General features: G+C 44.1%; 18 protein-coding genes, 1 tRNA gene and 1 other RNA gene. 9 read left to right on the top strand and 11 right to left on the bottom strand.

Features of this window, described 5'->3' with window-relative positions; translation table 11 throughout:
• Positions 1-192: 192 nt before the first annotated feature.
• A complete protein-coding gene (locus P255_RS09210; protein ID WP_004900008.1) occupies positions 193-426 on the top strand; it encodes a hypothetical protein in 234 nt (77 codons plus the stop codon).
• Between the two features lie 47 nt (positions 427-473).
• On the opposite strand, the gene P255_RS09205 is transcribed toward P255_RS09210, so the two are convergent.
• Positions 474-2,330: a DNA primase gene (locus P255_RS09205; protein ID WP_004900013.1), complete on the bottom strand. Its 1,857-nt coding sequence runs from the start codon at positions 2,328-2,330 to the stop codon at positions 474-476.
• Positions 2,331-2,440: 110 nt separating this feature from the next.
• On the bottom strand, positions 2,441-3,556 hold the full coding sequence (locus P255_RS09200; RefSeq protein WP_004900018.1) for an outer membrane protein assembly factor BamD: 1,116 nt from the start codon (positions 3,554-3,556) through the stop codon (positions 2,441-2,443).
• Between the two features lie 72 nt (positions 3,557-3,628).
• Between P255_RS09200 and rluD the strand changes: the two genes are divergently transcribed.
• The 3 genes from rluD to P255_RS09185 are packed head-to-tail and all read left to right on the top strand — an operon-like array spanning position 3,629 to position 6,067.
• Positions 3,629-4,681 (top strand): 23S rRNA pseudouridine(1911/1915/1917) synthase RluD, encoded by a 1,053-nt coding sequence (rluD, locus tag P255_RS09195; protein ID WP_035365153.1) that lies wholly within the window; start codon positions 3,629-3,631, stop codon positions 4,679-4,681.
• Between the two features lie 40 nt (positions 4,682-4,721).
• Complete coding sequence (gene pgeF / locus P255_RS09190) at positions 4,722-5,462, top strand: peptidoglycan editing factor PgeF (protein WP_004900023.1); 741 nt, start codon at positions 4,722-4,724, stop codon at positions 5,460-5,462.
• A 44-nt stretch (positions 5,463-5,506) separates the two neighbouring features.
• Complete coding sequence (locus P255_RS09185) at positions 5,507-6,067, top strand: flavodoxin family protein (protein WP_004900025.1); 561 nt, start codon at positions 5,507-5,509, stop codon at positions 6,065-6,067.
• Between the two features lie 113 nt (positions 6,068-6,180).
• Here P255_RS09185 and P255_RS09180 read toward each other — a convergent pair whose 3' ends face one another.
• The 8 genes from P255_RS09180 to smpB form a co-directional block, all read right to left on the bottom strand.
• Positions 6,181-6,840 carry a methionine ABC transporter permease gene (locus P255_RS09180; protein WP_004900028.1) on the bottom strand — a complete coding sequence of 220 codons (660 nt, stop codon included), beginning with the start codon at positions 6,838-6,840 and terminating at the stop codon, positions 6,181-6,183.
• Entirely contained in the window at positions 6,821-7,888 is a 1,068-nt protein-coding gene (locus tag P255_RS09175; RefSeq protein ID WP_004900032.1) for a methionine ABC transporter ATP-binding protein, read from the bottom strand. The genes P255_RS09180 and P255_RS09175 overlap by 20 nt, the downstream gene beginning before the upstream one ends.
• Before the next feature lie 12 nt (positions 7,889-7,900).
• On the bottom strand, positions 7,901-8,731 hold the full coding sequence (locus P255_RS09170; protein WP_004900034.1) for a MetQ/NlpA family ABC transporter substrate-binding protein: 831 nt from the start codon (positions 8,729-8,731) through the stop codon (positions 7,901-7,903).
• Positions 8,732-8,733: 2 nt separating this feature from the next.
• On the bottom strand, positions 8,734-9,570 hold the full coding sequence (locus P255_RS09165) for a MetQ/NlpA family ABC transporter substrate-binding protein (protein ID WP_004900036.1): 837 nt from the start codon (positions 9,568-9,570) through the stop codon (positions 8,734-8,736).
• Between the two features lie 24 nt (positions 9,571-9,594).
• Complete coding sequence (locus tag P255_RS09160) at positions 9,595-10,983, bottom strand: LLM class flavin-dependent oxidoreductase (RefSeq protein ID WP_004900039.1); 1,389 nt, start codon at positions 10,981-10,983, stop codon at positions 9,595-9,597.
• Positions 10,983-12,206, bottom strand: a complete 1,224-nt coding sequence (locus P255_RS09155) for an SfnB family sulfur acquisition oxidoreductase (RefSeq protein WP_004900040.1) — start codon at positions 12,204-12,206, stop codon at positions 10,983-10,985. Before P255_RS09155 ends, P255_RS09160 begins: the two co-directional genes overlap by 1 nt.
• Before the next feature lie 10 nt (positions 12,207-12,216).
• Positions 12,217-13,416, bottom strand: a complete 1,200-nt coding sequence (locus P255_RS09150; protein WP_004900044.1) for an SfnB family sulfur acquisition oxidoreductase — start codon at positions 13,414-13,416, stop codon at positions 12,217-12,219.
• A 301-nt stretch (positions 13,417-13,717) separates the two neighbouring features.
• Positions 13,718-14,194: an SsrA-binding protein SmpB gene (gene smpB / locus P255_RS09145; RefSeq protein WP_004751126.1), complete on the bottom strand. Its 477-nt coding sequence runs from the start codon at positions 14,192-14,194 to the stop codon at positions 13,718-13,720.
• A 146-nt stretch (positions 14,195-14,340) separates the two neighbouring features.
• On the opposite strand from smpB, the gene coaD reads away from it, so the two are divergent.
• The 5 genes from coaD to P255_RS09125 all read left to right on the top strand — a co-directional run bounded on the left by coaD (position 14,341) and on the right by P255_RS09125 (position 17,221).
• Positions 14,341-14,832: a pantetheine-phosphate adenylyltransferase gene (coaD, locus tag P255_RS09140; protein ID WP_004900045.1), complete on the top strand. Its 492-nt coding sequence runs from the start codon at positions 14,341-14,343 to the stop codon at positions 14,830-14,832.
• Between the two features lies 1 nt (position 14,833).
• Complete coding sequence (locus P255_RS09135) at positions 14,834-15,103, top strand: YfhL family 4Fe-4S dicluster ferredoxin (RefSeq protein WP_004900047.1); 270 nt, start codon at positions 14,834-14,836, stop codon at positions 15,101-15,103.
• A 20-nt stretch (positions 15,104-15,123) separates the two neighbouring features.
• An RNA gene (rnpB, locus tag P255_RS15080) (RNase P RNA component class A) lies at positions 15,124-15,479 on the top strand.
• Between the two features lie 62 nt (positions 15,480-15,541).
• A tRNA-Met gene (locus tag P255_RS09130) sits at positions 15,542-15,618 on the top strand.
• A gap of 145 nt (positions 15,619-15,763) precedes the next feature.
• Positions 15,764-17,221 (top strand): sensor domain-containing diguanylate cyclase, encoded by a 1,458-nt coding sequence (locus P255_RS09125; protein WP_004900052.1) that lies wholly within the window; start codon positions 15,764-15,766, stop codon positions 17,219-17,221.
• Here the strand turns inward: P255_RS09125 and P255_RS09120 are convergent.
• Positions 17,218-17,994, bottom strand: coding sequence for a DeoR/GlpR family DNA-binding transcription regulator (locus tag P255_RS09120; protein WP_004900056.1), 777 nt, complete (start codon positions 17,992-17,994; stop codon positions 17,218-17,220). The two genes, P255_RS09125 and P255_RS09120, sit on opposite strands and share 4 nt — an antisense overlap.
• Positions 17,995-18,011 lie beyond the last annotated feature (17 nt).

Here is an 18,011-nt window from a genome sequence, read left to right as displayed (position 1 = left end):
TAATGATTATTCTTCAAAAGATTAACGCGTACTTGGTTGTCAAGTCGTGTATTTTTTAACTGATACTGAGAAATTTTAACATTGTTCTATTAGGCTTTAGAAGCATTATACTGTCTCCGCTGTAAAATCTCCGAAAAGGATATTGGTTGATTTTCACTGCTCGCATTTCATTTTTAGCGGTAGGAGATTGACATGAAATATCGTATGAGTTCTGCATCGTCACATATTCGGTTACCACAGGTATGTTTACATCCGTGGCAGTTTGGTAAGCGCCAAATTGCACAGTATTGCCCTGATTTAAAAAGTATCTCGATTGGGGTCTTTGATGGTGAATTTGAAAATGCCCAGACACGCCAGCAACAATTACAGCAGCTTGGCGTACATAAGTGTTTTCAATCTGCTTATCAGCATTTATTTTTTAATTAATTGTTGTGATGCAAAGCAGGTGAGATAAATTCCACCTGCTGTTTTGATTAGTGTAATAATCTTAAACTGATTTTCTTGGTCAGTTCATTGAGTTGCATTCGTAAATTTTGCGATTCCTGTAATGATGCAGGGCGTTTCATACGCTGTCGCAGCAACTTTTCTTGTAAAGCTAAAGCATTTTCTTTGGCAAAATTAAAAGCCTGTTCTGGCGAATTTAAAATATCTAAAACGTTGGTGCGTTGTAATAATTCGGCAATTTCATTTCGATACGCATAGCAAGCGCCTAAAACATAATAAATTGCGCGCTCCTGATCTTCAGGCAGTTTGTCAAAGACCTGATCGAGAACCGCTAGAATTTCTGCCAATAAGTCATCTTGCTGAATATAGGCGCGTAATTGCTCAAAGTGTGTATATAAAAACGGATTACTCATGAGCAAGGCAACTGCAAAGTCTTCATCACGCGTGCGAATATTGAAAGAGAGTGAAGCATCATGGCTGATTTTAGGAGTGAAGCGTTTACCTAGCCCCAGTTTTTCCCGAAAAGCCTGATTGAGCAAATAACGATAAGAGCCTTGTGGTGGCAGTAATTGCGTCATATTTTTCAGTTCGCCCATCACCTGACTTTTTCCTTCGGGTGTACTGACATCGTGCTGCTGGGTCAGCAGAGCAAATAAAAAATCAGACAGCAACGGTGCTTGTTGCCAGAGCTGCTGGAATTTCTCTACACCTTCTTGGCGAATTAAAGAGTCAGGGTCATGGTCATTGGGTAAAATAAAGAATTTCAGTTCGCGACCATCATTGAGAAGGGGCAGGGCTATTTCTAAGGTGCGCTGTGCAGCTTTTTGTCCTGCGCTATCGCCGTCAAAAGCGATGGTAATCCGATGATTGCGTTTGAATAAAATGTTGAGGTGTTCGGTGTTACTGGCGGTTCCGAGTGTCGCGACGGCACCATGTATACCTGCCTGATGTAAGGCAATTACATCCATATAACCTTCGACCAATAGCCAGTCTTGGGCTTTAAATTTGGTGCCTTCATACAGCCCATAGAGCAACTGGTTTTTATGGAAGACTTCAGAATCAGGTGAGTTGATGTATTTGGGTTTAATTTCATCATTTAGCGCACGACCACCAAAACCGACAACACGACCTTTCGGATCACGAATCGGGAAAATCACCCGATCACGCAATAAGTCAAAGTCTCGTCCGCTGTCACTGGTGCGAATCAGACCGAGTTGTTTTAAACCATCAATATCTTGAGGAAATGCTTGTTCCAGATGCTGCCAGTCTTCGGGTGCATAACCCAAACGCCAGTCTTGAATGGTTGTAGGACTTAAACCGCGCTGTTTAAAATAACGTTGTGCAGAGGCACTTTTGGGGAGTTGCTGCTGATAAAACTGGGTAATATTTTCCAGTAAATCATACAAATTCCCTTCTTGGGTAATCTCGGTAAACTGCTGGTCTGCAAATAAAAACGGATCATCCTGTGGGAATGGGTAGGGTTCAAAGTCCTGAATATGGTCTGGTGTAGGTGCGGGAGCAACAGGTGGAGTACTGATGCTTGGTGCTGGCGTAATTGTTTTTTTATAGGTAAGTTTTTTACTATCCTGATTGTCTTTCGGAAGTTCGATGCCTGTCTGACTGGCTAAGTCTTTCATGACATCGATAAAACTGCGGTTGTCGATGTCCATTAAGAATTTAATGGCATTCCCATTAGCTTGGCAACCAAAGCAATGATAATACTGTTTGTCTCTATAGACGTGAAAAGACGGGCTTTTTTCCTGATGAAATGGGCAACAGCCAGAGTATGTACGTCCCGTTTTTTTTAGTTTGACACGTTGACTGATCAGATCGACGAGATCTGTACGGTCAAGAATTTGGTCAATGGTCTGTTGTGGAATCGCCATAATCAGGGATGTACAAATACAATGCTGGCTGACCAGTGTAACAAATTTTCAAGGTACACAAAATATAAAAGGCAAGCATATGGCTTGCCTTTTATTAAGAGGTGATTGAATTAGTTGCTTTCAGGTTTGTCGAGCAAGCCAAAACTTAAGCGGTTTGTCCAACTGCGTTTTGGTTTTTCATTTGAATTGCTAACAGGCGTTGCAACAGGTTCAGAAGCGATCACTGGCGAAGGTGTTGCAGTAGTCGGCGTCGCAGTCGCTTCTGTTTCAGGTTTGTCGAGCATGCCGAAGCTTAGACGATTGGTCCAGCTACGTTTTTCTTCTGTAGCATTATCATGGCTAGCTTTCTGCTCACGCACATTGTTTTCTGAGCTACGACCAAAAATACCTAAAGTCGCCTTGTTCCACCAGCTGCCTTCTTTACGTGCTGCTGCAAGGTTCACACTGCCATTGGCTTTGACTAAATTTGGATAATTTAGTTTTAGCACATTGGTATATTGCTGAGCGCTTTGCTGATCACCCAACTGGTTATAGCTGTAGGCAATCGTTGCTAATGCTTCTGGAATTTGTGGCGTGTTTGGATAATGTTCAACTACCCATTGACTACGTTCAATCGCAGCAACCCATGCTTTACGTTCAACGTTGAAGCGAGCCGCGGTCATTTCGTGTTCTGCCAGTTCCTGACCAATATATTTCATACGCTGTGCAGCATCGACAGAATATTGGCTAGATGGGAAACGACGGATCAAATCAACAAAGTTCTGATAGGCCAATTTTAAGTAGTTGATATCACGGTGTGACTGCTTAAGTGAAGTATAACGCACAAGACCATCATAATTTTGTTCCATGTTGGCAACGCCACGTGCATAGTAAGCATAAGCAACATTTGGATGGTCTGGGTTTAAACGAATAAAGCGATCAGCCGCTGTGACAACTCCAGGATAGTCTTTTTGTTGGAATTTGACATAAATTAAATCCAACTGCGCTTTTTGAGCATGTGTGCCTGTTGGAAAGTAAGTATCAATCGCTTGGAGATTTTTTGCCGCTTCATTATATTGACCTTTATTGAGCGCTTGTTCAGCCGAATCAAAGTAGGCTTGTTCGCTATTTTGTGGTCCAAGATCGACAACTTCTTTTTTTGATGGATTGCTGCTACAGCCCACAAATGTACCAGCAATGCCTAAACAAAGCACAAGCATAGTAACTTTATAACGTGGTAGCGACATAAAAATTCCTCAGTTAATACGGGCAATGAGCTACAATGGCATTATTAAACCATTATTGTCTTAATGAGCCAAATGACTTCAACACAATCTTCTCATTCTAATTCCACTGAAACAGATTTCAATTTACTTGAAGATGCTGAGGATGCAGATAATCATACTTCGAGCGTAACTGCAACACATTTATCGTTGCAATTTCAGGTGGATGAACAATATCTTGGGCTGCGGATTGATCAGGTTGCAGCAACCGTTTGGGCTGATTTTTCACGAGAAAAACTCAAACAATGGATGAAAGATGGGCATCTGCTGGTTGACGGTAACAAAATTAAACCGAAATATCGCTGTGAAGGGCATGAATTGCTCACGCTTGATGTTGAGCTTGAGGTACAAACGCACAACCAGCCTGAAAATATTCCTTTAGATATTGTTTATGAAGATGACGATATTCTTGTCATTAATAAACCCGTTGGTATGGTGGTGCATCCTGGTGCGGGCAATGGCTCGGGAACACTGGTCAATGCCTTACTGTATCACTATCCAAAATCGGCAGAGTTGTCGCGTGCAGGACTGGTACATCGAATCGATAAAGACACCAGTGGTTTGCTGGTAGTTGCGAAAAATCTGGAAGCACAGTTTTCATTGACCAAGCAACTCGGTGACAAGTCAGTCTATCGTGTCTATGACCTTGTGGTGTATGGCAACATTATTGCAGGTGGCACGATTGATGAACCGATTAAACGTCACCCTGTTGACCGTGTAAAAATGACCGTGCTGCCTGGTGGGCGTGATGCCGTGACGCATTATAATGTGAAAGAGCGCTTCCAGAACTTTACCCGTGTACAGGCACAGCTTGAAACAGGTCGTACTCATCAGATTCGGGTGCATTTTACCTATATTGGCTATAGTTTGGTGGGCGATTCTGTGTATATGAGTCGTGTTCGTGTGCCTGCTGGAGCTTCAGAGCGTTTAGCCGAGACGCTACGTGGTTTCCGTCGTCAAGCCTTACATGCAGCAAAGCTGGGCTTGATTCATCCACGCACGCAAGAAGAAATGCTTTTTGAAGCACCGTGGCCAGAAGACTTTAAAAATCTGGTACAAGTATTACGCGAAGAAAATGCAGCCTACTAATCAGGTCGTATTTGCTACACCGCAATCGGAGAATTTAGTCATGCAATTTGTTCAAGGTTTACCTCAAGGTGTGTATGTTGGGCAAACTCATGTTCAGCATCCAGAAAGCCTTTCCAGTGAACGTGCCGAACTGTCAGGGTTTAATCTGGCATTGCATGTGCAGGATGATCCAGTGCGTGTACAGCAGCATCGTATGGCATTATTGAAAGAGTTTGCCCCACATGGCGTCAACAAGTTGACGTGGATGACACAAACTCATAGCACGATTTGCCACACAGTCAATCAACAAGTCTACTTTGAGCCGTTGGTGGGGGATGGTTTAGTCACCCAGCAAAAAGGGCATGCGATCTTGATGATGACCGCAGACTGTTTGCCTGTGGTTTTAGGTAATGCTGATGGTACTGAAGTGGCAAATCTGCATGCGGGCTGGCGTGGTCTGGCAGGCGGAATTATTGAAAATACCATTGCTACCATGCAGACCCAACCCACATGGGCATGGCTTGGTGCGTGTATTAGCCAGCCTTGTTTTGAGATTGGCGCAGAAGTCAAACAGGCATTTTGTGAAAAATACCCGTTAGAGTTTGCCTTTAAAGCAGGCGAGCAGGCAGGGAAATATTATGCTGATCTGTATGCGATTGCGCGTTATATTTTAGAGCAGCATGGTGTAGCTTTGGTGTCGGGTGGGGATCAATGTACCTACACCCAAACCGATGATTATTTCTCCTATCGCCGCAATGCGAAAACAGGTCGTATGGCGACATTCGTGTTTATGCAGGAATAATTCATGCTAAACTGCTCGGGATTTTTTGCTATTGATTCTCAATAATGACGACGTTGCCTAAATCCCTTGCTATTGTTTACCACAGCCCGTATGGGCATACCGCAAAAGTTGCCCAATACATTGCCAAAGGCGCAGCGCAAATTGGCGTGACCACGCATGTCATGTCGATTGAGCATGTGGATTGGGACAAGCTGGATCAGGCACATGGCATTGTTCTAGGCTGTCCGACTTATATGGGCAGTGTTACGGGGCAGTTCAAAATGTTTATGGACTCAACCTCAAAGCGCTGGATTAACCGTTTGTGGCAAGGCAAACTTGCCGCAGGCTTTACCAATTCGGGTGGTTTAAGCGGTGACAAACTTTCTGTGTTGCAGCAAATTAACTTGTTTGCCATGCAGCATGGCATGCTTTGGACAGGTTTACCGTTGTTATCGACAGGGCAAAAAGACACCGATTTAAACCGTTTGGCCAGCCATTTGGGACTCATGACCCAATCCAACAATGCACCTGTCGAAATTACCCCACCGCAAGGTGATTTGGATACAGCCATCTGGTTTGGTGAATATATCGCGCTCATGTTGAATCGCCTGAATCATTCAGCCTAAATTTGCTTTTTCAGCATTCAAAGCTAAAAATCATCGAAAAAATAATCATTAAAAAACGCTGACTTGAGAGTGAATCCAGTCAGCGTATGTTGAAAAATCAATTCAATCGTCAATCACAATTTACGTTTATCCAGTTGGCGTGCCAGTTGATCGCCAGTGGCTTGAATCAGCATCACTAGAATCACCAACACCACAATCACCGCAAACATAATCTGTAAATCAAAACGCTGATAACCATAACGATAAGCCACATCGCCCAAACCGCCTGCGCCAATCGCGCCTGCAATGGCCGATGAGTTAATCATGGTGACAATGGTTACGGTAAATCCCGCGACAATTCCAGGTAAAGCTTCAGGCAACAGCACATGCCAGATAATCTGCTTATGGTTACAGCCCATAGCTTGCGCAGCTTCAATCAGACCATGATCGACTTCTCTTAAACTCACTTCAGCAATCCGCGCGAAAAATGGCGTAGCTGCCAATGATAAAGGCACAATCGCTGCCCAAACACCGTAACTCGTCCCGACAATCCAGCGGGTAATTGGAATCAGTGCCACCATTAAAATCAGGAAAGGCACAGAACGGGTAATGTTGATGACCCAGCCAATCGGTTGATTGATTCTGGTGGAAGGAAAAATGCCTTGAGAAGATGTGCTGACCAAGATGACCGCAAGTGGTAAACCGATCAGCAAGGCAATCAGTGCCGATAAGCCGACCATGACTAAAGTGTCGAGTGTGCCTGTCAGTAATAAATCAAATAGCTGATCTTGCATAACCAAGCTCCTTGAGTTGTAAATGCTGAATATGCTGCCAATCTTGTAAATCAGGTGTTTGACTATCTGTGGCAACTGCAATCACCAAACGTGCCACGATATAGTGCTGGATCTGATCAATATGGCTTTGCAGAACCTGTATAGGTGACTGAAACTGTTGCAGAAGTTGGTTAAAGTCAAATGCCTGATCGGCACGGTGTGCATATTCGATTTGCAGAATTTTTTGGGTATGTTCAGGGCTGGCATCAGCAGTTAAGGCAATACCAAAATCCAGTTGTTCCAAGTTCAGCAGTTCTTGGGTAATCTGCTGTTGAGGATTGGAAAATACCGACCAGACTGCACCAGACTCGACAATTTCACCATGATCAATCACCACCACTTCATCGCAAATGTCACGAATGACCTGCATTTCATGGGTAATCAACACAATGGTAATACCCAGTTCCTGATTGATTTTTTTCAGCAAAGCCAAAATGGTTGCGGTGCTTTCTGGATCGAGTGCTGAAGTGGCTTCATCACAGAGCAAGATTTCAGGTTGATGCACCAAGGCACGGGCAATGCCGACACGCTGTTTTTGTCCACCTGAAAGTTGGGCAGGGTAGTGCTCGGCTTTTTCACTGAGCCCGACCAACTCCAGCACGTGATCGACACGTGAAGCAATTTCGGCTTTGGCAACGCCTGCAATTTTTAGTGGCAAGGCGACATTTTCCCAAACGGTTTTGGCAGACATTAAATTGAAATGCTGAAAAATCATGCCGAGTTTCTGACGCAGTTGAATCAGCTCGGCATGTTTGAGCTGGGTCAAATCCTGTTGATGAATCAGGATTTGACCACTCGATGGCTGTTCCAGACCATTCAGGCTGCGTATTAGAGAAGATTTTCCTGCACCACTTTTACCGATAATGCCAAAAATATGCCCTTGCGGAATATCCAGCTGAATGTCTTTTAAGGCATGAACCTGTTGGCTTTGTCCCGCATAATATTTATTCAGGTTGCGAATTTTGATATGCGGTGTACTAAATTCGAGCGATGTCCCAAAACTAACCATATTGCTTATCTCCTATTGCCAACCTTTAAACCAGAGACCTTGACCAAAATCTTTATCTAAAATTTGTTGAACTTTTGCTGAGTGTTGGAATGTTTGAACAAAGGTGGCAAGTTTTTGATTTTTATCTTGATAATCGCCGCGTGTTACAAAAAGAATGGCATATTTTTTATCAATTGGATCTAAGAAAAGAGCATCTTTAGGGTTTGCTGTTTTTGCCATTTTTAAATAATGTGGATAACCAAAAATTAAATCAGCATCATCAATGGCACGTGCAGTTTGAGGACCTTCAACTTCAACAAATTGAAATTGTTTAGGATTGGAAATAATATCTTGTCGGGTAGAAAGCTCATTTTTGGCATCTTTTAACTGAATGAGTTTCGCTTTATCTAATAAAATTAATGCGCGAGCCAAATTGACTGGGTCACTTGGAATGACAATTCGGGCATGTTCAGGTAACTCTGCGAGCGAATGGTATTTCTTTGAATAAAGCCCAACATGGCTACCAGTTCCAACAGCGAAAGCATGTAAATTAAAATGAGTTTGGCGAATCGCATTTTTTAGATAAACACTTTGCTGAAAAAAGTTGGCATCAATATCACCATTTTGCACTGCAATATTGGGGGCTTGCCAATCAGAAAATTCGACCAGTTTGACATGAATGCCTTGTTTTTCAACATCATCTGCAACGCTTTGAAGTAGATCTTTATAGGGTGGGCTAATGCCGATGGTGAGCACATTGTCCTGATTTTTTTGCTGAATATACCGATAGCCTGCCAAGCCAAAAATAGCCAAAACTACGACAAAACTTATAATTAAAGGGCGAGATTTTAATAGTCCTGACATTGTTACCACCCTGCATACCACAGCCCAGAGCCAATTTCTGCATTGAGTGATGCTTTGACTTGTGGCGAGTGTTGATAAATATCGACAAATTTTTGTAAGCGACCACCTTCATCTTTATAGTCTTTACGTACTACAAATAAAATTGCATAGCGTTTGTCTTCTTGATTATTCAGTAGCAAGGCTTTTTTCGGATCGATGGTCTTGGCAAGGTTTAAATAATGCGGATAGCTGAATGCCAAATCGACATCATCGACTGCACGGGCAGTTTGTGGGCCTTCCATTTCAACGAATTGTAAGTCTTTTGGATTTGCCACAATATCTTTTAAATTTGATAAATAATTGCTTGGGTCTTTTAAGGTAATCAGTTTGGCTTGTTGTAATAACAATAAGGCACGACCTTCGTTGACTGGGTCATTCGGCACAGCAACACGCGCTTTGTTCGGCAAGGCATCAAGGCTCGTGTATTTTTTCGAATAAAGCCCAACGCGTGATGCAGCGCCCGCGGCAAAAGGTTTGAGTTCGTATTTACCTTCTTTAATCGCATTATTTAAAAACGGTTGGTGCTGGAAAAAGTTGGCATCAATATCGCCATGATTCAGGGTAATGTTCGGGGTGTTCCAGTCGGAAAACTCCACCAGTTTGACATTTAGCCCTTGTTTCTTGGCTTCATTGGCTGCGACTTGCAAGGTATTGGCAAAAGCAGGGGTAATCCCGATCACCAGTTCTTTACTTTGCGCCTGACGGTGCTGATTCCATGCAAATAAGCCTGCGATAACGGCAACTACCACTACGCCAATGCTGGCGATTTTCTTACCCGATAATGTCTGTGTTTGTCCCATGAAAAATATCTCAAAATTGTGTGTTTAGCCGCCGAATGCGACAGCATTTGATAATGTCTGTGTTTGCGTTTTGCCCTGACGTGCAGGATGTTGAGTAGGCAGTTGATTGCCTTGTGCAAAAATCTTGTGACGCAACGTGCCATCGGCATAAGCAGTTTTGTAACGTCCGCGCTGCTGCCACTCAGGAATCACATACTGAATAAAATCTTCATGTGATTCGGGGGTGATGGTGCGGGTCAGGTTAAAGCCATCAATGTCGGTTTGATCTAGCAGTTCAATCAGTTGCTCGGCAACTTCGGCACCACTGCCGACAAAGAGCGGATAACGCCCACCCAAAACATGCTGTTGTTTCAAATCCTGTGGGGTGATGCGCTGTTCTTTAAATTTCTGATTGACCGAAGCAATGCTGTTGGTGTGTTGATAAGGAATGGCTTCATCATTGGCAAATTGGGCAAGGTCGATGCCAACCGAACTGGAATAATGTGCCAAACCTGCTTCAGGGCTGGCGTAGTGCTGATATTCTTTAAATTTTTCCTGCGCTTCGGCAGATGTTGCCGCAGTCACTACGGTAATACCGACAAAGACTTTAATCGAATGAGGATCGCGTCCTTGCTCTTGTGCCAGTTGACGCAGGCGCTGCACTTGCTGACGAATTTTCTCAGGGCGATCACCACCGATAAACACACATTCGGCATGGCGTGTGGCAAACTGCATGCCACGTGGCGATGCGCCTGCCTGAAACAACACAGGGGTGCGCTGCGGAGATGGGGCAACCTGAAACACGCCTTCACTTTGGAAGAAGCGCCCGTGATGCTGAATCGCATGAACCTTGCTTGGATCGGTAAAGATGCGTTGCTGCTTGTCTTTCAGGACAGCATCATCTTCCCATGAGTCTTGCCAGAACTTGTAAGATAGCTCTAAAAATTCTTCAGCTTGCTCATAACGTAAGTCATGATCTTTCAGCTCTGACTGACCAATCAGGCGTTCGGCACTGTCGAGGTAGCCTGTGACGATATTCCAGCCAATTCGTCCACGCGTCAGGTGGTCTAGACTGGCAAAGCGCCGTGCCAGTTGATAGGGATGTTCATAGCTTAAATTTACCGTTAAGCCAAACCCCAAATGCTCAGTGACACTTGCCATTGCAGAAATCAGGGTGGCAGGGTCATTGCTCGGCAGTTGTACCGATTCGCGTAAAGTCACATCGAGGTTGTTCTGATAAACATCATAAACCCCTGTAATGTCGGCAATAAATAAGCCATCAAACAAGCCTTTTTCAAGGGTTTTGGCTAAATCTGTCCAGTAGCTCAGCTCATCAAAACGGTAGGATTGATCGCGTGGATGTGTCCATAAACCATGATTGATGTGCCCAACACTGTTCATGTCAAAGGCATTCAGTAAAATCTGCTTGGACATTACAGTGTTCCTCGGCGCGGTGGCAAAATGTGGTTCAATGCATAATTGCCAATAAAATAATATTTCCAGCGAGCCGCATCGTGCAGGGTATGTACCCGTGCATTACGCCAGTACAGGTCAAGACCATCATTACGCTGACTGCCGCGGCTACCTGCCAGTTCAATCAGTTTGGATGACGCCAACAGGGCAATATCGGTGCTATGCGCACGTACCTTGGCCACCTGAATCGAAGCATGGGCAACATTGTCTACGGTCGGTTTCGGTTTGGCAGTATCGACTGCATAGGCAGCCTGTTTCAGGAGTAGTTCACTGGCTTTGACATCGACTGCAACTTGACCCAGTTCATACAAGGTCAGTGGGTCTTGACTTGCATAGTCGACTCCTGCATCAATCCACGGGCGGGCTTGCTTGACGCGTTGCAGAGTTTCTTCAAAAGCTGCGCGGGCAATCCCGACTTCAATCGAGGCATGAATCAGTTGGGCAAAAGGCCCGACCAAGGTTGGTTGTGTAAATGCCGAATCAAATGGAATCACATCGTCTTTTGCGACAAAAACCTGATTAAATTTGACTGTGCCGCTGCCTGTGGTGCGTTGTCCAAAACCTGACCAGTCATCAATCAGTTCTAGACCTTCACTATGTCGTGGTACAAAGGCCAAAAACTCACGTTCTTGCGCATCTTTCACTAAAGTGGGAATACGATGGGCAAACAAACTGCCTGTGCAGTAAAACTTTTCACCCTGAATGAGATAGCCACCTTCAACGGTCTGAATCTGGCTATGTTTCTGGGCTGCATTTCGGGTTTTAAATTCGGCAAGTGCATTGCCAAAACGAGCACCTTGTAAGACTTCACGGTAAAGCTGCTGTTTTTGCTGTTCTGTGCCCGTGTTGCGTAGCACTTCTAAAGCATAAAAATGGTTTTGTGGAATTTGCCCGATTGAGCCATCTACACCACTAAATAACGCCACAATCTGAGCGACTGTCCAACTTGAGACTTCTGCACCACCGTATTGTTTCGGCACGGTGATTGCCCATAACCCAGACTGACTAAATTTCTGAATTTCTTCAAAAGGCAAGCGACGCTCTTGATCACGCTCAACGGCCAGTTGCTTAAATTCCTGACTGAGCTGTCGAGCAATTGCCAAAGCTTCGGCATCTGAACGGATAATATGCGCTGTGGTATGTGCTTGTGGCTGCTGCGCCCAAAAATCTTGATAGGAGGTCATGATTTTCTCCTTAAATCCATGCGTGGCGTGCAGGGTAAACGCCGTTTAAGTAATAATTGCCCAAGGCATGATATTTCCAACGTACTGGGTCATGCAGGGTATGCACGCGTGCATTGCGCCAGTGCTGGTCGAGGTTGTATTGGCTTAAAGAAGAGCGGCTGCCACCGAGTTCAAACAGTTTTTCGGAAATGGTCAGTGCGGCACGATGCGCATAAATTTTGGCTTCGGCAACGGCAATCGAGGCTTGAGCAGCCTGAGCGTCACTTATACTGGATAGCTGATCCAGCTCATCGAGGAGTTCAGCAGCATTATTGAGTAGGAGCACACTGGCATTGAGTAAAATGTCCAGCTTGCCAATTTCCTGTAAGGTAAATAATTCCTGATTGGCACGTTCCACCTGAGCATCGACGATTGGACGGGCTTTGCGTACCGAACTGAGCGTATCTTGCAAAGCGGCTTCGGCAATTCCGACATCAATTGAGACTTGTAGCAGTTGTGAATATGCACCACGATAATTTGCACTTTCACTAAGCTTACGTTCATCAAAAATCAGTTCGGGGTCAACCTGTACCTGATGCAGTTTGACTGTGCCACTGGATGTGGTACGTTGCCCAAAACCATTCCAGTCATCAATCACTTCCACGCCGTGTTGTTGTCTTTCAACCAAGACCAACACCACATGACCTTCAGGATGCAGTGCCTTGACTGCCAGTAAGTCTGCAAAGCTGCTGCCTGTCGAATAAAACTTTTCACCTGTCAGGACGTATTGACCATTGACCAGATTGAGTGTGGTATGCAAGGTCTTGGTGTCTTTACTATGTCGTTCAGGCCCTGCATTGGCCAAGAATCGACCTGCCAAGATTTGTTGATAAACCCATTTTTTTTGTTTTTCAGTGCCCATAATCTCGATCAGATTGAGCACCCCAAACTGGTTCTGTGGAATTTGACCAACATTGGCATCGGCTTTCGCCAAGATACGAAACACGTGGCTTAAGGTTTTATTTGAAACAAAAGCGCCGCCATAGTTTTTGGGAATACGAATGCCAGTCAGCCCTTTTTGAGTGAGTTGCTGAATGACATCGGTAGGTAAAACGCGTTGTTGATCACGTAGATTGCGTTGTTCTAAAGCAAAATCTGCCAATTGATAGGCAGCATTAATCGCTTCTTGATCGTTTTGAATAATATTGGCATTTGGCTGAATAGTAGACATGACAAGCCCCTTGATTGCATCGTCACACCGTAATCAGAAAAAAAGCTGTTGAGAAATAAGGCTTATTGCAAACCTTATGTAAAAAACTGCATAAAAAGCCAAAAATAAGATAAGAATGGAATTAAAAATTTAAGTTGTTGATATTGTTTGTATTTTTATTTTGTTTCTGCTGAATGTAAAACCGGAATACAGAAAAACTGCTAAGTAATGCAGAAATCGAGCTAAATGCATCAGCATAGAGGCTGTAGTTATAGGCATAAAAAAAGCGAAACTAGTGGTTTCGCTTTTAAAAGAATCAGGTTTAGCGGTGAAAAATACGGGCTTTATCACGTTGCCAGTCGCGGTCTTTTTCAGTAGCGCGTTTATCATGGAGTTGCTTACCTTTTACCAGCGCAATTTCCAGTTTCGCCAAATGTCCTTTCCAGTAACATGCTAAAGGTACACAAGTGTAACCTTTTTGATTTACTGCGCCTGTGAGCTGTTCCAGTTCACGGCGTGACAGTAATAGTTTGCGAGTGCGAGTGGCTTCGGGTACGACATGAGTTGAGGCAGACAAGAGTGGCTGAATCTGTGCGCCAAATAAAAACGCTTCATTATTTTTAAAAATAATATAGCTCTCAACCAGACTCATACGCCCAGCACGCAAGGATTTGACTTCCCAACCCTGTAGGGAAAGACCCGCTTCAAATTTTTCTTCGATAAAATAATCATGACGGGCACGCTTATTTTGTGCAATAGTTCCGCCATTATTTTTCTTGACTACAGTTGCTTTCGCCATAATTAAATCATTCCAAAACTGTATCTATTGTGCCGCAAACTTTTCCCAAGGTGAAGCTTTTCTACAGAAAACAAAGCAGTTCCTTCGCTAAAAAACAACTTTTTGCTAGAATAGCTGCACCAAAGCGGAAACTAGAGAAGATTAGGATGTCGAAATCACGCATCATTTACCCGGGGACGTTTGATCCATTTACCAGAGGTCATATTGATTTAGTTGTGCGTGCAGCCAAAATGTTTGACGAAGTTGTGGTTGCGATTGCTGTGGGGCATCATAAAAATCCGCTTTTTTCCCTTGAAGAGCGCGTGGAACTGGCACAGCACTCGCTGAGTCATCTCGATAATGTTGAATTTATGGGTTTCGATGGCTTGTTGGTCAATTTTTTTAATGAGCAAAAAGCTACAGCGGTGTTGCGTGGTTTACGTGCAGTTTCGGATTTTGAATACGAGTTTCAGCTCGCGAATATGAACCGTACGTTAGATGCCAGCTTTGAAACCGTATTTTTAACACCTGCCGAGCAGTATTCTTTTATTTCATCCACCATGGTGCGTGAAATTGCACGTCTCAATGGCGATGTATCCAAATTTGTACCTAAGCATGTGGTTGAAGCATTTAAACGTAAACATCAGCAAGGTTGGTAGCGTGTCATTATATATTACTGAAGAATGTATTAACTGTGATGTTTGTGAACCAGTATGCCCCAATGAAGCGATTTTCTTTGGGGAACTGATTTACGAGATCAATCCTGATTTATGCACCGAATGTGTGGGGCATTATGATCAACCACAGTGCCAGTTATTTTGCCCTGTCGACTGTATTCCCCTTGATCCTCAGCATGTCGAGAGTCAAGAACAGCTGCTTGAGAAATATCAACGACTGACTGCGCAAAAAAACGCAAGCATTTCTGAATAAGATTTGCTACTATACGCGCCGAAGTGAGCTGGACGGTCGCTGCTGTGGAGGTCTTCGTGACTGAAGCAGGGGAGGAAAGTCCGGGCTTCAAAGGGCAGGGTGCCAGGTAACGCCTGGGCGGCGCAAGCCGACGGAAAGTGCAGCAGAGAGTAGACCGCCTCATTCGTGAGGTAAGGGTGAAAGGGTGCGGTAAGAGCGCACCGCGTGTCTGGTAACAGTTCACGGCATGGCAAACCCCACCAGAAGCAAGACCAAATAGGAATCCTGAGGTACGGCCCGTACTGGATTCGGGTAGGTCGCTTGAGCGTATGAGTGATTGTACGCCTAGAGGAATGATCGTCCTCGACAGAACCCGGCTTACAGGCTCACTTCCCTTATTTTTTTGAAAAAATGCTTGACGCTGTAACAAAAAGTAAAGATAATGCGCGCACAGTTTTTGGCTATGTAGCTCAGTTGGTTAGAGCACCGCACTCATAATGCGGGGGTCACAAGTTCAAGTCTCGTCATAGCCACCATTTTATAAACCATGCATCACTGCATGGTTTTTTTTTGAATAATTTTTACATTTAAATCTAAGTTTTGGTTTTTCTTGATGTTGTGATTATGCTATTACAGGAAATAACGCTATATATTTCACATTTATAACAATAAGGACAAACTATGCCACATATTGGTGCCATGGATTCTTTCCATATTTTTCAGCTTGCTCCGATTGCCATGTGGATTGAAGACTGGAGTGGTATTGCAAAGCAGTTTGCCCAGTGGCGTGAACAGGGCGTTACCGATTTACGTCATTTTTTACAACAAGATCCCCAGCGTATTCGTCAGTGTGTCGAGCAGATTCAAATTTTAGACGTCAATCAGGCAACCTTAACGCTATTTGAAGCGCGTGATTTTGCACATTTGTCAGCCCATTTATCTGATATTTTTCGCGGTGAAATGTACAACCTACAAATAGAGGGTTTGGTTGCCGTATGGAAGGGGAATCTGCATTTTGCCAGTGAGCAGGTCAATTATTCAATTTCTGGAAAACGGATTGATATTCAACTGCGTGGGCAAATTTTGCCTGAGGCTGAGCAAGATTTAAGTCGCATTTTAGTCACAACGGAAGATATTACCGCTTATCAAAATGCACGCCGTCAGGAATTTAAAAATCGTGCTTTGGCAGAGGCACGGTTTGTGTATTCACCTGCGGCATTGTGGGTGGAGGATTTTAGTGTGATCAAGAAAAAGCTCGATCATCTGAAATATATTGGTATTGAGGATTTACGGACTTTTTTGGATGTACACCCAGAATTCATAAGTGACAGTATTGCAGGGATTCGGGTACTTGATGTGAATCAGAAAACACTAGATTTATTTTTAGCACCTAATAAACACGTTCTGCTGGAAAATATTGATAAAGTTTTGGGTTGCCCAGAAATGCTCAATTCATTTCGTGAGCAGTTACTGGAACTTTGGGAAGGCAATCTGTTTCATCAGCGTGAAGTAGTCAACCATGCACTGGATGGTTCAGAGCGACATGTACTCCTCCAGTTTTCCATTTTTCCAAGCTATGAACATGACTGGTCAATGGTACAACTGGCGATGACGGATATTACTGCACGTAAAAAAGCGGAGTCTTATCTTGAATATCTGGGTAAACATGATGTGTTGACCAAACTGTATAATCGGGCATTTTTTCATGAAGAACTGAAGCGTTTAACCCGACACAAAGTTTTCCCTGTGTCTGCAATTTATCTGGATCTTAATGCCTTAAAGACAGTCAATGATGATTTTGGACATGATGCTGGCGATGATATTTTGCGGCGAACAGGTGAAATTCTGCAACAGGCAATCAGTCCGCCATATTCAGGTTCACGTATCGGTGGTGATGAATTCGTTTTGCTGCTGCCACGCGCAGATCAGCAGGCTGCAGCCAAACTGGTCGTGACTTTGAGAGAACTATTTCACTTGGATAACCAGTACCATGCCAGCTTGCCGATGAGCATCGCAATCGGAACAGCAACCAGTGAACCACATGAAACTCTGGAAGATATGCTTAAGCGTGCCGATCATCAAATGTATCTGGATAAAAACCGTTACTATGCTAAAAACTCAGCAGTTTTAAGCCTTTAAGCCCAAATGATCTGCTGAAAATGTTGCTGGTAACTGGCAAGGTCAATCTCTGATTTGGCTTCCTGATTGCTAATCAGCATGGAAACCTCATGACTTTGTGCATAACGCACACGACTGATCACGCCGAGTTTACTCTGATCTGCCAAAATAAAGGTTTGTTTGGCTTGCTTGACCATGGCTTGGGCGATATTGGCTTCTTCACTATAGAAACTGCTTGCACCATGTATAGGTTCAATTCCAACAGGTGAGAGTAAAGCCACATCTGCCTGATAACGATAAATCTCTGAAATCACCAAATCGCCTTGGGTTTGTGGGCGCTGCTGTACGCGTCCGCCAAGTAAAATAATTTCATGTTGTGGGGCATCATGCTCATATCCAACGGTTAAGTTAAATACTGCCTGTAAGCTGTTGGTGATGATGGTCAGCCCTGATAGCGTTCGTAATTCTTCCGCCAATATTGAAGTGGTGCTGCCTGCATCTAAAAAGATGGTTTGCCCTGTGTGTAAATGTTGCAGTGCTGCCCGTGCAATGGCGCGTTTTTCTTTGGCCATTTGGGTGTGGCGAACATTGAGCGGAGCTTCAACCGCGACACTATCTACTGCAACAATCCCGCCATGTACCCGTTTGGCAACGCCCAACGCTTCAAGTTCAATAATGTCACGCCGTGCAGTTTCCCGAGAAATATCCAGCTCTTGCATCACACGTTCGGTGCTGATGCGTTGTATTTTTTTGAGTAACGCCTGAATTCGGTGTAAGCGTTCTTGCTGCAACATGCCTGTTCTCAATCATG

The sequence above is a fragment of the Acinetobacter brisouii CIP 110357 genome (assembly GCF_000488275.1).
GTDB lineage: Bacteria > Pseudomonadota > Gammaproteobacteria > Pseudomonadales > Moraxellaceae > Acinetobacter > Acinetobacter brisouii.
This window is presented reverse-complemented; position numbering and strand designations above follow the sequence as displayed.